Here is a 14,086-nt window from a genome sequence, read left to right on the forward strand (position 1 = left end):
GAAATATGACAACAAGATGACACGTGCAAGTGGCATGCGAGCAATTATTACATCGAGCTTCCTTTGCATTTTCAAGGACTTAGGCCGAATATGACATGCGTGACAGCCGTCATATGACAAGCGAAATCCGGAAATATTTCAATCTGGATCAAATATGTCATAAAGCTGTCACATTGGCCGCATAGACTGCGCAGCATTCAAAAACCTTAACCCCTTGAAAGAGGAACTTTGATATGCGTATGAAACAGTTGTTGGCCTCCCTCGTAGTAGGCGCTTCCGCAGCAGTGGCCTTCACTACCGCCGCCGCAGCGGACATGACCGGCGCCGGTGCTACCTTCCCGTACCCGATCTATGCCAAATGGGCCGAGGCGTACAAGGCCGCCACCGGCAATGGCCTGAACTACGCTTCCGTCGGCTCCGGCGCAGGTATCAAGCAGATCAAGGCGAAGACCGTCGATTTCGGCGCATCCGACATGCCGCTGAAGGCCGAAGAGCTCGATGAAGCCGGCCTGATGCAGTTCCCCGCCATCATGGGTGGCGTCGTCACCGTCGTCAACCTGGACGGCATCGCGCCGGGCCAGCTGAAGCTGACCGGCCCGGTCGTCGCCGACATCTACCTGGGCAAGATCACCAAGTGGAACGACCAGGCGATCGCCGCGCTGAACCCGGGCGTGAAGCTGCCGGCCGAAGACATCACCGTCGTGCACCGTGCGGACAGCTCGGGCACCTCGTTCCTGTTCACGGACTTCCTGTCGAAGACGAGCCCGGAATTCAAGACGAAAGTCGGCGCCAACACGGCCGTGAAATGGCCGACCGGCGTGGGCGGCAAGGGTAACGAAGGCGTGGCCGCCAACGTGCAGCGTATCAAGGGCGCGATCGGCTACGTCGAGTGGGCTTACGCGAAGAAGAACAAGATCGCGCACACCCAGCTGAAGAACAAGGATGGCGTGTTCCTGCAGCCGGACGACGACGCATTCAAGGCCGCCGCCGCGAATGCCGAGTGGACCAAGACCCCGGGCTTCGGCGTCGTGCTGACCGACCAAGTGGGCAAGGCTTCGTGGCCGATCACCGGCGTGTCGTTCATCCTGATGTACAAGCAGCAGGCCGACGCCGCCAAGGGCAAGGAAGTCGTCAAGTTCTTCGACTGGGCCTTCGCCAACGGCGACAAGGCTGCCACCGAACTGGACTTCGTGCCGCTGCCTGACACCGTCGTCAAGCAAGTGCAGTCCGCCTGGAAGGCAAACCTGAAAGACGCTTCCGGCAAGGCCCTGTACTAAGAAATATCCATGCTCCCTCGGCACCCCCGCCGAGGGGGTTAGCCGGGGGTTCTGTGGAGGGAGGCTCGATAACCTGCTGCGCGTTGCAGCTTTGGTCTCCGATGCTCGCTGTACTCGAGTACAGCTGCGCTTCTCAACCAAATCTGCTGCCGCTCGCGACGGTTCTCGAGGCCTCCAAAACGCCAACACGGATCTCCCGGCTAGCCCAAATCAAAACCCAACAAAAATGTCCATGAGTGCAGAAATCTCTACCGTCCCCGCGGCGGAGCCGCAGGCGGCATCCACCGTCTCGCAGGCGGCGATGCAGTCCGTGATGCGCCGCCAGCGCATCCAGGACTGGTTCTTCCACAAGGTGACGATGCTGTTCGCATTGTCCGTGCTGTTCGTCCTGATCGGCATCATCGTGTCGCTGGCGATGGGCGCGTGGCCGGCGCTGAAGGAGTTCGGCCCCGGCTTCATCACCCGCGTCGAATGGGATCCGATCAACGACCAGTATGGCGCGCTGATCGCCATCGTCGGCACGCTGGGCACCGCCGGCATCGCACTGCTGATCGCGTTCCCCGTCAGCTTCGGCATCGCGCTGTTCCTCACCGAGATCTGCCCCGTGTGGCTGAAGCGCCCGCTGGGCACGGCGATCGAGCTGCTGGCCGGCGTGCCGTCGATCATCTACGGCATGTGGGGCCTGTTCGTGTTCGCGCCGCTGTTCGGCGACTACGTCCAGCCGCTGCTGAAGGCCACGCTGGGCCAGCTGCCGATCGTCGGCGTGCTGTTCTCCGGCCCCACGATGGGCATCGGCATCCTCACCGCGGGCCTGATCCTCGCCGTGATGATCATCCCGTTCATCTCGTCCGTGATGCGCGACGTGTTCGAGATCGTGCCGGCCGTGCTGAAGGAATCCGCGTACGGCCTGGGCTGCACGCGCTGGGAAGTGGTGCGCAAGATCGTGCTGCCGTACACGAAGACGGGCGTCGTCGGCGGCGTCATGCTGGGCCTGGGCCGCGCGCTGGGCGAGACGATGGCCGTCACGTTCGTCATCGGTAACGCCAACAAGCTGTCCGCTTCGCTTTTCGCACCGGGTAATTCGATCGCGTCCACCTTGGCCAACGAATTCGGCGAAGCGGCAACGCCCCTGCACGTGGCGTCGCTGTTCTCGCTGGCCCTGATCCTGTTCATCATCACGTTCATCGTCCTGTCGGCCGCGAAGCTGATGCTGGCGGGGATGTCGCGCAAGGAAGGCGTCAAGTAATGCAAACCATGAATCCTGTCTACCGCAAGCGTCTGTGGACGCACCGCATCGGCATCGCGCTTTCGGTGGCGGCAATGTCCGTCGGCGTCATCGTGCTGCTGTGGATCCTCGCCACCTTGCTGATCCACGGCTTCGCCGCGCTGACCCCAGCCATGTTCACGCAAAGCACGCCGGCGCCCGGCACCGACGGCGGCGGCCTGTTGAACGCCATCGTCGGCAGCCTGCTGATGGTGCTGCTGTCGACGGTCGTATCGACGCCGATCGGCATCCTGGCCGGCATCTACCTGGCCGAATACGGCGAAGAGAACAAGGTCGCGCAACTGACGCGCTTCGTCACGGACATCATGCTGTCCGCGCCGTCGATCGTCATCGGCCTGTTCGTCTACGCGCTGTACGTCGCCAACGTGAAGCACTTCTCCGGCTATGCGGGTTCGCTGGCGCTGGCGCTGATCGCGGTGCCCGTCGTCGTGCGCACCACCGACAACATGCTGCGCCTCGTGCCCAACAGCCTGCTGGAAGCCGCGTTCGCGCTGGGCGCGCCGCGCTGGAAGGTGGCGATGATGGTGCGCCTGCGTGCCGTCAAGGCCGGCGTCGTGACGGGCGTGCTGCTGGCCGTGGCCCGCGTGTCCGGCGAAACCGCGCCGCTGCTGTTCACGGCGCTGAACAACCAGTTCTTCAGCACCGACATGAACGCGCCGATGGCGAACCTGCCGTACGTGATCTACCAGTTCGCGATGAGCCCTTACGACAACTGGCGCGCGCTGGCCTGGGGCGGCGCACTGCTCGTCACGTTCAGCGTGCTGTTGCTGAACATCCTGTCGCGCACGGTCTTCACGCAGAAGATCCCGAATTAACACTAGCTACCAAGAGAACGCACACATGAACGCGCAAGCGACGACCGCATCGGCGAAGCAGGCATCGAAGATCATCGAGATCAAGAACCTCAATTTCTACTACGGCAAAACGCGCAGCCTGCACGGCGTGAACCTGGACATCCACGAGCGCCAGGTGACGGCCTTCATCGGCCCGTCCGGCTGCGGCAAGTCCACACTGCTGCGCACGCTGAACCGCATGTACGACCTGTACCCGGGCCAGCGCGCCGAAGGCACGATCGCCTACCGCGGCCGCAACATCCTGGAGGCGGGGCTGGACGTGAACATGCTGCGCGCGAAAGTGGGCATGGTGTTCCAGAAGCCGACGCCGTTTCCGATGTCCATCTACGACAATATCGCGTTCGGCGTGCGCCTGTACGAAGACCTGTCGAAAGGCGAGATGGATGAGCGCGTGGAATGGGCGCTGAAGAAGGCCGCGCTGTGGACCGAAGTGAAGGACAAGCTGGGCAAGAGCGGCCTGTCGCTGTCCGGCGGCCAGCAGCAGCGCCTGTGCATCGCCCGCGGCGTGGCCGTCAAGCCCGACGTGCTGCTGCTGGACGAGCCGACGTCCGCGCTGGACCCGATCTCGACGTCGAAGGTCGAGGAACTGATCAGCGAACTGAAACAGGATTACACGATCGCGATCGTCACGCACAATATGCAGCAGGCCGCCCGCTGCTCCGACTACACCGCCTACATGTACCTGGGCGAGCTGGTCGAATTCGGCGAGACGGACCAGATCTTCATGAACCCGGCCCGCAAGGAAACCCAGGACTACATCACCGGCCGCTTCGGCTGATTACAATAAGGGAGAACAGCCATGATGGGCGAACATTCATCCAAGGCGTACGACCACGACCTGGAAGCGATCCGCTCCAAGGTGCTGCTGATGGGCGGCATGGTCGAGACGCAATTCCTCGATGCGATGACGTGCTTCCGCATCGGTAACACCGACCGCGCCGAGCGCGTGATCCGCGAAGACGACGCCGTCAACCAGCTCGAAGTGCAGCTGGACGACCAGTGCAGTCACCTGATCGTGCGCCGCCAGCCGGCCGCGAACGACCTGCGCACGATCATGGCCACGATCAAGGTCATCACGGACCTGGAGCGCATCGGCGACGAAGCGACGAAAATCGCGCGCACCGCGAAAAGCCTGCACAGCCGCGGCGCCGTCACGGTCAACCATTACGAAATGGTGCGCAACATCGCGACGGCGACTTCCGACATGCTGCACGACGCGCTGGACGCGTTCGCGCGCAACGACCAGACCGTGGCGCTGCAACTGATCGCCCAGGATGCCGTGATCGACCACGAGTTCCGCACGATCATGCGCAACCTGATCACGTTCATGATGGAGGATCCGCGTACAATCTCGGCTGCGCTCGACACGATGTGGGTGGCCAAGGCCATCGAGCGCATCGGCGACCATGCGAAGAACATCGCCGAGTACGTGATCTATGTGGTGGAAGGCCGCGACATCCGGCACAGCCGCTCGCTGGCGGGAGAAACCACGGAAACGAGGGAAGACTGACAACACGATGGCAGCGGACAAGACGACAGTACTGATAGTTGAGGATGAACCGGCGATCGTCGAACTGGTGACGTTCTCGCTGCGCGAGGCGGGCTGGAACGTGTGCTCGGTGCAGAGCACGCAGGAAGCATGGGACTTCATCCATGAGCGCAAGCCCCAGCTGATCCTGCTGGACTGGATGTTGCCGGACCAGAGCGGCCTGCGCCTCCTGGCCCGGATCCGCGGCGACCGTCATTTCGCCGACATCCCCGTCATCATGCTGACGGCGAAAAGCATGGAAGAGGACAAGCTGGCGGGCCTGAACAGCGGCGCCGACGACTACATCACGAAGCCGTTTTCGCCGCGCGAGCTGCTGGCCCGGGCCCGTGCGCTGCTGCGCCGCAAGAGCCCCGAGCACGCCGACACGGCGATGCGCGCCGGCCCGGTCACGCTCGATCCCGTCAGCTGCACGGTCACCTTGGGCGAGGCGAAGATCGACATCGGCCATGCCGAATACAAGCTGCTGAAGTTCTTCCTGGCCCACCCGGAGCGCGTGTTCTCGCGCAGCCAGCTGCTGGACAAGGTGTGGGGTGACCACGTCGTGATCGAGGAGCGCACGGTGGACGTGCACGTGCTGCGGCTGCGCAAGGCGCTGAAGGAGGCCGAGCACCTGATCAAGACCGTGCGCAGCGTCGGCTACATGCTGTCCGAGAAAGCGTAAAGGCCGCGCATGAACCCCAAGCTGCTGTTCTGGGTACCGGTCGCGCTGCGCCTCGCGTTCGTCGCCGTCGGCGTCGGCCTGCTGTGGTGGTGGTTCGGCCCCGTCACCGCGCTGTGGGTCGCGCTGCTCGCCGCCGGTGCGATGGTGCTCGTGCAGCTGCATTACCTGTACGAGCTGTCCGGCTGGCTGGAAGATCCGAAAAGCTCGAAGCTGCCGGACGGCTGGGGCGAATGGACCGGCGTGTTCTCGCGGCTGTACCGGCTGCGGCGCGACGACGAGAAGAACCAGGCCGAGCTGACCGAATGGCTGGCCCGCTTCCGCCAGGCGATGCACCTGCTGCCGGACGGCGTCGTCATCATGGACGACGTGCTGTTCCTCGAATGGTGCAACCCGGCCGCCGAAGAACACCTGGGGCTGCGGCACGACCGCGACAAGGGCATGCGCGTGACGAACCTCGTGCGCAGCCCGGACTTCATGGATTACCTGATCCTGGGCCGCTACGACCAGCCGCTGACGCTGTCGTTCCGCGGCCGGAAGCTGATCGTCCACATCATCCCGTTCGAGAACCGCCGCCAGATCCTCGTCACGCACGACATCACGGAAACCGAACGCACCGACATGATGCGGCGCGACTTCATCGCCAACGCGTCGCACGAGCTGCGCACGCCGCTGACGGTGATCGTCGGCTTCCTCGAGATCGCCGCTTCCGAGCAGCTCGATGCCGCCACGCGCCAGGCCCACCTGAAGCTGATGATGGAGCAGGCCTACCGGATGCAGCATCTGATCGAGGACATGCTGACGTTGTCCCGCCTGGAATCGATCGACCACCCGATGCGCCCGGAACGCGTGGACGTCCACAAGCTGCTCGACAAGGTGCTGCGCGACGCCCAGGCGCTGTCGGCCGGCAAGCACGAGATCACGCTGGAAGTGCAGGGCAGCGACGTGATGGGCAGTTTCGACGAACTGTACAGCGCGTTCGGCAACCTGGCCGCGAATGCCGTGCGCTACACGCCGGCCGGCGGCGCAGTGCACCTGAGCTGGGACGACACGGCCGCCGGCGTGCGCTTCACGGTGCGCGACACGGGCATCGGCATCAGCCCGGAGCACATCTCGCGGCTGACCGAGCGCTTCTACCGGGTCGACAAGAGCCGCTCGCGCGAGACGCAGGGCACCGGCCTGGGCCTGGCGATCGTCAAGCACGTGCTGCTGCGCCATAACGCCACGCTGTCGATCGCTTCCGAGCCGGGCGAGGGCAGCACGTTCACGGTGAACCTGCCGAAGGCGCTGTCCGCCGCGCCTCATCAGGCGATCCCGGCGCTGGCGGCGAACTGATACAATCTGCCGTTTGACGACCGGGCCGCCGTCACGCGGCCCGGCGTTCGCACCCAAGCAGATTGAATCGATGTCCTTGCAAAGACTGATCGCCAGCTTGCTGGCAGCGGCCGTGCTGGCCGGCTGCGCCAGCACCACTCCCGTCACGACACCCACACCGGCCACGGCGCCAGGCAACCCGGCCGTACCGGGCCAGGCCACGCCCGCCGTGCCTGGTCAAACGCCGCTGGCCGTGCCGCCCGTGATCCCGCCGGCCGTGACTGACTCCACGCCCACCAACCAGCCACCGCCACCGCTGCGCAAGGTCAAGATCGGCCTGGCGCTGGGCGGCGGCGCGGCGCGCGGCTTTGCCCACATCGGCGTCATCAAGGCGCTGGAAGCGAACGGCATCGTGCCGGACATCGTCGTCGGCACCAGTGCCGGCAGCGTCGTCGGCGCGCTGTACGCGGCCGGGAACAATGCCCACAGCCTGCAGAAGATGGCCTACGACATGGACGAGGCGGCGATCTCCGACTGGGCGCTGCCGCTGTTCGGCAGCAAATCCGGCGTGCTGAAGGGCGAAGCGCTGCAAAGCTATGTCAACAAGGCCGTACACAACCGCCCAATCGAGAAGCTGAAGCTGCCGTTCGGCGCCGTCGCGTCCGACCTGAAGACGGGCCAGCCGATCCTGTTCACGCGCGGGAACACGGGCATGGCCGTGCGCGCCAGCTCGGCCGTGCCGGGCGTGTTCCAGCCCGTCACGATCGGCAACCGCACCTATGTCGACGGCGGCCTCGTCGCCCCGGTGCCGGTGCGCTTCGCGAAGGAGATGGGCGCCGAGTTCATCATCGCCGTCAACATCAGCACGCAGACGGAGGCGCAGGCCGCCGTGTCGTCGCTGGAAGTCATCATGCAGACGTTCTCGATCATGGGCCAGCGCATCAACCAGTACGAGCTGCGCGATGCGGACGTCGTGATCCAGCCGCCGCTCGGCAATATGGCCAGCAACGATTTCGCCAGCCGCGCCCGCGCGATGCAGGCGGGCGAGAAGGCCACGCTGGCGCTGATGCCCCAGCTCAAGCAGAAACTGAAAGCCCGCCGCGAATCGCCGGCCGTGGCCACCCGCTGATTCACCCCGAACAACAAGGAAACCCATGCAAAGCAAGCCTTACCTCACCCTCGCCGACGTCAAGAAGATCGCCGCTGCCGCGGAAAGCGAAGCGCTGGCCAACAACTGGGCCGTGTCGATCGCGATCGTCGACGACGGCGGCCACCTGCTGTGGCAGCAGCGCCTGGACGGCGCGGCGCCGCTGACGTCGTACATCGCGCCGGCCAAGGCGAAGACGTCGGCACTGGGCCGCCGCGAAACGCGCATCTACGAAGAGATCATCAACAACGGCCGCGTCGCGTTCATGACGGCGCCGGAAGTGGAAGGCCTGCTGGAAGGCGGCGTGAACATCGTCGTCGACGGCCACACGATCGGCGCGGTCGGCGTGTCGGGCGTGAAGTCGGCGGAAGATGCGCAGATCGCCAAGGCGGGGATCGCGGCGCTGGGCTGAGCGGGCAGGGCGCCTTTTGTTGTAATAAAGACACCTCCCTGATCGAAGCTAACCGAGCCGTGCTATCGTGAAACGCGGGCAATCCGCCCGCATTCCCTCACTGTTCGGAGACGCCATGAGAATGATCATCGCCGGGCTGCTGCTCGGCACTTCATTGCTTGCCAACCCGGCCGCACACGCGGCCACGACGATCGACACGGGCTCGTTCACCCTCGGCTGGTCGGACGGCTATTATCCCAATCTGTTCGACATGACGGTGCTGTCCGACAGCGGCGGCACGGTCACGATCGCGTTGCATCACGCGGGACCGCTGGCCGACGCGGCAGCCGGTTCACCCGACAACTTCAATCCCAGCCAAGGCGGCGATCTTGGCTTTACCCAGCTGGCGACGACCGTGCATGCCGGCTATCGCATCACGTCGCTCGCGCTGTCCGCATCGGTCAATGGCGCGATGTTCGTCGGCATGCCCGACCATTGCCCCGGCACGTGGTGCTCGGTGAGCCCCGGCTATGCGGAAAACTCCGGCAGCTTCGAGTGGTCGCTGACCCAGGGCGGCGTGCCGACGGCGCTGCCTGGCGCGCGGATCGACAACCTGGAAGGGCAGGCCACGCTGGCGCAGCAGGCGGCGGTCGCGTTGCAGGGGGCGGCAACGCTCGACCTGTACACGCGGGTCGACGCGCGCGCGCTTGGCACCCTGCAGAACATCTCGAACGGCGAGATCTCCGGCTACCGCGACTTCTCGTCCGACGCGTACCTGTCGATGGGCGACATCGTGCTGACGGTCCAGGTGGCGCCGGTCCCCGAACCGTCCACGTATGCGATGCTGCTGGGCGGGCTGGCACTGGCCGGTGCCGCGGCGCGGCGTCGGCGGGACGCGGCGGGCAAGCGCTGAAGGCGTTGCGCGGCCGCCGCAGCGCTGTTGTCCGCCTGGACTTGCCGGCCTCGGCTGCTAAGCTGAAAGCCGGCGCCCGCCCATGGCCGGCATCCCGCCGGCTGGCGGCGGCACCGATCCTTGACGGAGGTGCCATGAAACAGACAGTGGCCGGGCTGATGCTCGGCATGTTGTTGTCCTCCCCCGTGCTGGCCGATACCAGCATCGATACCACCGCATTCTCGCTGACCTTCCTCGACGGGCCGCTGCCCGAGGACTGGAACATCGCACTGGCCGGCCAGTCCGGCAATACGTACAGCATCGACCTTGTCTCCCTCAACAACCACCTGCAGCGCATCGAAGCGAACGACGTCACGGGCCTGGGTTCGTGGGACAGCCGCTCAGACTGGGCGCTGCTGGGGCTCGACGTCCACGCGGGCTATCGCGTGACGAGCCTGACCGTCACGGGTACGGCGTTCGGCGACTACGCGCCCGGCCAGCTGCCCGATTTCCCGCCTGGCCGCGCAGCCAATTTCGCAGCCTTCTACATGACCTTGTGGGCGCCCGACCCGCAGTCGTACTGGAACCAGTACGACAATTTCAATGCCGAGCAGACGGTGGACGTCGGCACGGGCGGCCTGTCGCTGACGGCGCCCGCCCAGCTGGGCTTGTCCGGCGCCATCTCCGCGGAAGCGTGGGGCGTCGAGGGCGACGGCGCGTATGCGGGCTCGTTCGCCAGCGCGCAGATCCGCGACCTGGTGCTGCACGTCGAGGTGTCCCCCGTACCCGAGCCGGCCGCGTATGCGATGCTGCTGGCCGGCTTCGCCCTTGTTGGCTGCGCCGTCCGCAAGCGCTGAGTTATTACAAATTTGTATAGCTTTTAAGATAATTCCGAGAGGATTAAACCAGGCGCGGCAATTAGACTGCGTGGCTTCTCACTCACATCATTTGGAGGAACCATGCAGTTACTCGCGCGCGCGCTTTCCGCCGCCGTGCTGCTGTGCGCAGGCACGGCGTATGCGGACAATATCCCCGTCTATGAAGCAACCGGCTTCACATTGACCCGCAATGAGCTGGACCCTGTGGTGAACATCAGCGTGTTGTCCGAAGCACCGGGCTCGACCACGTTCTGGCTGGAGGGCATGGAACCGAACCTCATCGCGTCGACCGATTCCTCCTACCAGCAATACAGCTACGACTACAAGAGCTTCGACGCGTACTACGGCCTGGCCGTCAAGGCCGGCTACCGGATCACGAGCATCACCGTCAACGGCAACTTTGCCGGCGAGCTGTACCCGGCCCAGTGGACGATGCCCGGCGACGCCAACAACGCGATGAACTTCAGCGTTAACGCGGGCGGCGGCTACTTCGACAACGCCAGCGCGACCGACCTGCACGGCCTGCAGGAGTTCAAGGTAACGACCGGCCCGATGGCGCTGGAAGGGGAGACCGTGGTGGCGCTGCACGGCAGCGTCGACGTCGGCGCCGAGAGCGTGTTCTACTATGACGAGATCAGCGGCGAGCAGTACTGGCTCGGCTCGCAGGCGGCCGGCAATCTCAACTGGCTGCGGATGACCGTCAACGTGTCGCCGGTACCCGAGCCGGGCACGTGGGCGATGCTGACGGTGGGCCTGGCCGGCCTGGCCGCCGCGCGCCGTTACCGCCGCCGCTGATCGGGAGGGCGATGATGCGCAAGGCAATCGTCAACTCACTGCTGGGCCTATCCTCGCTGCTGGGCGCCGGCGCCCATGCGGCATCGAGCGTGCAGACCCAGGCATTCACGATGGCGTACGGCGGCGGCGCCGGCGCCGGCGAGATCCACCTCGTGTCGAACGGCGAGTCCTCCTACCGGATCGCATTCGACAGCATGGCCAGCGACATCACGGGCCAGGCCGCCAGCGGCTACCTGGAAGCGTTCGATACGGACGGCAACGGCCGCGGCGTCACCGGCTCGACGTGGGGCAGCTACACGTTCCACGTGGCAGACGGCTACCGGATCACCGGCCTGGCGTGGGAGGGCAGCGTGTACGGCGGCATCGAAGCCGGCGTGCACGAGGACCGTGTCGGCACGGCGACCACGACGTTCGACCTGGCCTGGTCGCGCGCCACGCCGTCGGGCAGCGAACCACTCGATGCGCTGGCGCTGCAGGACCTCGCCGGCCTGCAGATGTTTTCGCTGGCGCCGCCAATGGGTACCGCGTACGGCCAGGACTTCACGCTGGACTTCTTCGCCAGCGCGGCGGCGGCAGCGCAGGCTGTCGTCTACGAGCTGCCGGACGGCAGCCTGGGCGTCGCCGCTTCGTATGCCGGCATCGGCCTGCAGGACATCGCGCTGTCCGTGTACGTGGCACCGGTACCCGAGCCGGCCACGTACGGGATGCTGCTGGCCGGGCTGGGCCTCCTCGGTACCGCCGCGCGGCTGCGGCGCCGCTGACGGTACCCGCCCACTCGGGGCACTGTGTATTTTGGTGACTATTTTCGCTGCGCTTCCGTGTTATGGTGATGTTGATAACATATTTCAATAACACGGAGCCCCCGATGCAGAGAGCAGCAACCGCAGCAACCGCCATTCTCGCCGCCGCGCTGGCCGCACCCGGCGCCGCGCTGGCCGCCACCAGCGTGGCCACGACCGGCTTCACCATCACCTATGTCGACGGCCCGGCGCCGGACCGCTGGGGCATCAGCCTCGCGTCGTCCGGCCCGGAGTCGAGCGCCATCTCCCTCGACACGCTCAACGACGACCTGGGCCCTTACCACGGCGCCTACGACCTGTTCGGCAACGGCACCAGCAACGGCGGCTATCACACCAGCACGCTGCGGATCGATGTGCAGGAAGGCTATCGCATCACGAACCTGACGCTGTCGGGCAGCGCGTACGGCGTGCTGGCGCCGGGCGAGCTGAACGGCGTCGCCGGCGTGGCCCGCAACGATGTGTCGCTCAACTGGGTGCTGTGGGAAACGGACGATTATCACGCGGCGCCGCCGGTGCGCTACCTCGACTTCGATGGCGAGCATGCGTTCGCCAGCACGACCGGCAGCCTGCCGTATGGCCGCTCGTTCTATGTGGCGCTGCTGGGCGCGGCGGAGGGTTATGCCGAAGCGGCCTATGACGGCACCGACTTCGCCACCTCGTATGCGCTGGGAGCGGTGCGCAACGCGCAGCTGACCGTCGACGTGGCGCCCGTGCCGGAGCCGGCCACGTGGGCGATGCTGGCGGCCGGCTTCGCTCTGCTGGGCTGGCGCATGGGCCGGCGCTCCGCCCTCTGATTTCCGGCGGCGGCATCCCCGCCGTCCGCGCCGACGCGCCAAACGATCAATCGCGCGATTATCCTTCGCCGCCTCGTTGACCCGGCATGACGGGCACGGTTAAATGCCTCGCACCGTTCCCTGTTCAACAAGGAGGCCATCGATGGTTGCAATACTGCGTGTCTTGCGGCGCCTGCGCGCGCGGACGATCGGCAAGGTGCTTGCCGCCACGCTGCTGGGCGCGAGCACGGGCGCCTGCCTGGCGGACCCGGCGGCGTATGGCCATCGCCCTTACCACTTCGACTTCGGCAATGGCAGCGTCGAGCCGGGCCATCTCGGCGTGCGCGCCGAGGATGCGTATACGCCTGACAAGCACTACGGCTTCAACACCCCGGAAAACATGGCCAACGTGGCGGCCAGCGGCACCGGTGTGGGCGGCGACGCCGTGCGGTTCCTGCAGTTCGGCACGAAGAGCACGAACACGTTCAACGTCGACCTGAAGCCCGGGCTGTACGAGGTGTCGGTCACGCTTGGCAATACCACCCGCGCCAGCGTGGCCGCCGAGGGCGTGTTCCAGGTGATGAACATGACCGGCAATAACGCCAAGGACGCGTTCGAGATTCCCGTGACGGATGGGCAGCTGAACCTGCTCGTCACCGAGGGCAAGGCCGGCGCGGCATTCACGCTGAGCGCGCTGGACATCCGGATGGTGTCGCCGAAACCGGAGCTGGGGCCGACGATCTGGGTGGGCGGCGATTCGACGGTCGCCAACTACTACCCGCTGGCGACGAGCGTGCAGGGCGGGTGGGGGCAGATGCTGCCGGACTACGTCAGCCCCGACGCGTTCAAGGTGCGCAATATCGCCACCGGCGGCCAGATCGCGCGGGGCTTTCGCGATGGGGGCCAGCTCGAGACGATCGTCAAGTACGGCAAATCCGGCGACCTGTTCTTGCTGGAAATGGGCATCAACGACACGAATCCGAAGAACGCGACGACCGAGGTGGAGTTCAAGGAAATCATGCGCGACATGGTGCGCCAGGTCGCCGCGACGGGCGCCACGCCGGTCCTCGTCACGCCGCAAGGCCGCGCCACGGACTTCAATGCCGAGGGCGTGCACAGCTCGGTGAACCGCTGGTACCGCCATGCCACGCTGGCGCTGGCGGAAGAGGAGCACGTGCCATTTGTCGACCTGAACGTGCTGGCCTCGGCTTACTTCACCCAGATCGGGCCGGAGGCGACGCTGGCGCTGTACATGAGCGGCGACACGCTGCACCCCAATCGCGCCGGGGCCGCCGAATTGGCGCGGCTGGTGGCGGCGGACCTGGAGCGGCAACAGCTGCTGCCGGCGCGCTGAGCACACGGCGCCTAGCTTGCGCCGCCGGCGCGGCGTGCGCGGGAGAATAGGCGGGCCATGGGCATTCCGCCATTGCCGGGATGCCTTCTTTGAGTTATAATTCAAAGGTTTAGCCAATT

General features: G+C 65.6%; 15 protein-coding genes. All 15 read left to right on the top strand.

Going from position 1 to position 14,086, the window contains the following annotated elements; all coding sequences use genetic code 11:
• Positions 1 to 233 precede the first annotated feature (233 nt).
• The 15 genes from pstS (at position 234) to IP92_RS19850 (ending at position 13,967) form a co-directional block, all read left to right on the top strand.
• Positions 234 to 1,277 (top strand): phosphate ABC transporter substrate-binding protein PstS, encoded by a 1,044-nt coding sequence (gene pstS, locus IP92_RS19780; RefSeq protein ID WP_145878266.1) that lies wholly within the window; start codon positions 234 to 236, stop codon positions 1,275 to 1,277.
• 301 nt (positions 1,278 to 1,578) lie between these two features.
• Entirely contained in the window at positions 1,579 to 2,523 is a 945-nt protein-coding gene (pstC, locus tag IP92_RS19785; protein ID WP_371860951.1) for a phosphate ABC transporter permease subunit PstC, read from the top strand.
• Positions 2,523 to 3,377, top strand: a complete 855-nt coding sequence (gene pstA / locus IP92_RS19790) for a phosphate ABC transporter permease PstA (protein ID WP_145878269.1) — start codon at positions 2,523 to 2,525, stop codon at positions 3,375 to 3,377. The genes pstC and pstA overlap by 1 nt, the downstream gene beginning before the upstream one ends.
• Positions 3,378 to 3,402: 25 nt before the next feature.
• Positions 3,403 to 4,194, top strand: a complete 792-nt coding sequence (gene pstB / locus IP92_RS19795) for a phosphate ABC transporter ATP-binding protein PstB (protein ID WP_145878272.1) — start codon at positions 3,403 to 3,405, stop codon at positions 4,192 to 4,194.
• A 21-nt stretch (positions 4,195 to 4,215) separates the two neighbouring features.
• A complete protein-coding gene (phoU, locus tag IP92_RS19800; RefSeq protein ID WP_145878274.1) occupies positions 4,216 to 4,926 on the top strand; it encodes a phosphate signaling complex protein PhoU in 711 nt (236 codons plus the stop codon).
• A 7-nt stretch (positions 4,927 to 4,933) separates the two neighbouring features.
• Entirely contained in the window at positions 4,934 to 5,626 is a 693-nt protein-coding gene (gene phoB, locus IP92_RS19805) for a phosphate regulon transcriptional regulator PhoB (RefSeq protein WP_145878277.1), read from the top strand.
• Positions 5,627 to 5,635: 9 nt separating this feature from the next.
• Positions 5,636 to 6,958, top strand: a complete 1,323-nt coding sequence (gene phoR / locus IP92_RS19810; protein WP_145878279.1) for a phosphate regulon sensor histidine kinase PhoR — start codon at positions 5,636 to 5,638, stop codon at positions 6,956 to 6,958.
• A 70-nt stretch (positions 6,959 to 7,028) separates the two neighbouring features.
• Entirely contained in the window at positions 7,029 to 8,066 is a 1,038-nt protein-coding gene (locus IP92_RS19815) for a patatin-like phospholipase family protein (RefSeq protein WP_229418867.1), read from the top strand.
• A 25-nt stretch (positions 8,067 to 8,091) separates the two neighbouring features.
• On the top strand, positions 8,092 to 8,496 hold the full coding sequence (locus IP92_RS19820) for a GlcG/HbpS family heme-binding protein (RefSeq protein ID WP_145878282.1): 405 nt from the start codon (positions 8,092 to 8,094) through the stop codon (positions 8,494 to 8,496).
• A 115-nt stretch (positions 8,497 to 8,611) separates the two neighbouring features.
• Positions 8,612 to 9,388, top strand: coding sequence for a PEPxxWA-CTERM sorting domain-containing protein (locus tag IP92_RS30545; protein ID WP_229418868.1), 777 nt, complete (start codon positions 8,612 to 8,614; stop codon positions 9,386 to 9,388).
• Positions 9,389 to 9,522: 134 nt separating this feature from the next.
• The gene (locus tag IP92_RS19830; protein WP_145878284.1) at positions 9,523 to 10,224 is read left to right on the top strand and encodes a PEPxxWA-CTERM sorting domain-containing protein; all 702 of its coding nucleotides are present in this window, start codon (positions 9,523 to 9,525) and stop codon (positions 10,222 to 10,224) included.
• A 102-nt stretch (positions 10,225 to 10,326) separates the two neighbouring features.
• Positions 10,327 to 11,040, top strand: a complete 714-nt coding sequence (locus IP92_RS19835; protein ID WP_229418869.1) for a PEP-CTERM sorting domain-containing protein — start codon at positions 10,327 to 10,329, stop codon at positions 11,038 to 11,040.
• Between the two features lie 11 nt (positions 11,041 to 11,051).
• The gene (locus IP92_RS30550) at positions 11,052 to 11,801 is read left to right on the top strand and encodes a PEP-CTERM sorting domain-containing protein (RefSeq protein ID WP_145878287.1); all 750 of its coding nucleotides are present in this window, start codon (positions 11,052 to 11,054) and stop codon (positions 11,799 to 11,801) included.
• Between the two features lie 104 nt (positions 11,802 to 11,905).
• Entirely contained in the window at positions 11,906 to 12,634 is a 729-nt protein-coding gene (locus IP92_RS19845) for a PEP-CTERM sorting domain-containing protein (RefSeq protein WP_158206842.1), read from the top strand.
• 142 nt (positions 12,635 to 12,776) lie between these two features.
• Positions 12,777 to 13,967: a rhamnogalacturonan acetylesterase gene (locus IP92_RS19850; protein WP_145878291.1), complete on the top strand. Its 1,191-nt coding sequence runs from the start codon at positions 12,777 to 12,779 to the stop codon at positions 13,965 to 13,967.
• Positions 13,968 to 14,086 lie beyond the last annotated feature (119 nt).

The sequence above is a fragment of the Pseudoduganella flava genome (genome assembly GCF_007830495.1).
Classification (GTDB): Bacteria; Pseudomonadota; Gammaproteobacteria; order Burkholderiales; family Burkholderiaceae_D; genus Rugamonas; species Rugamonas flava.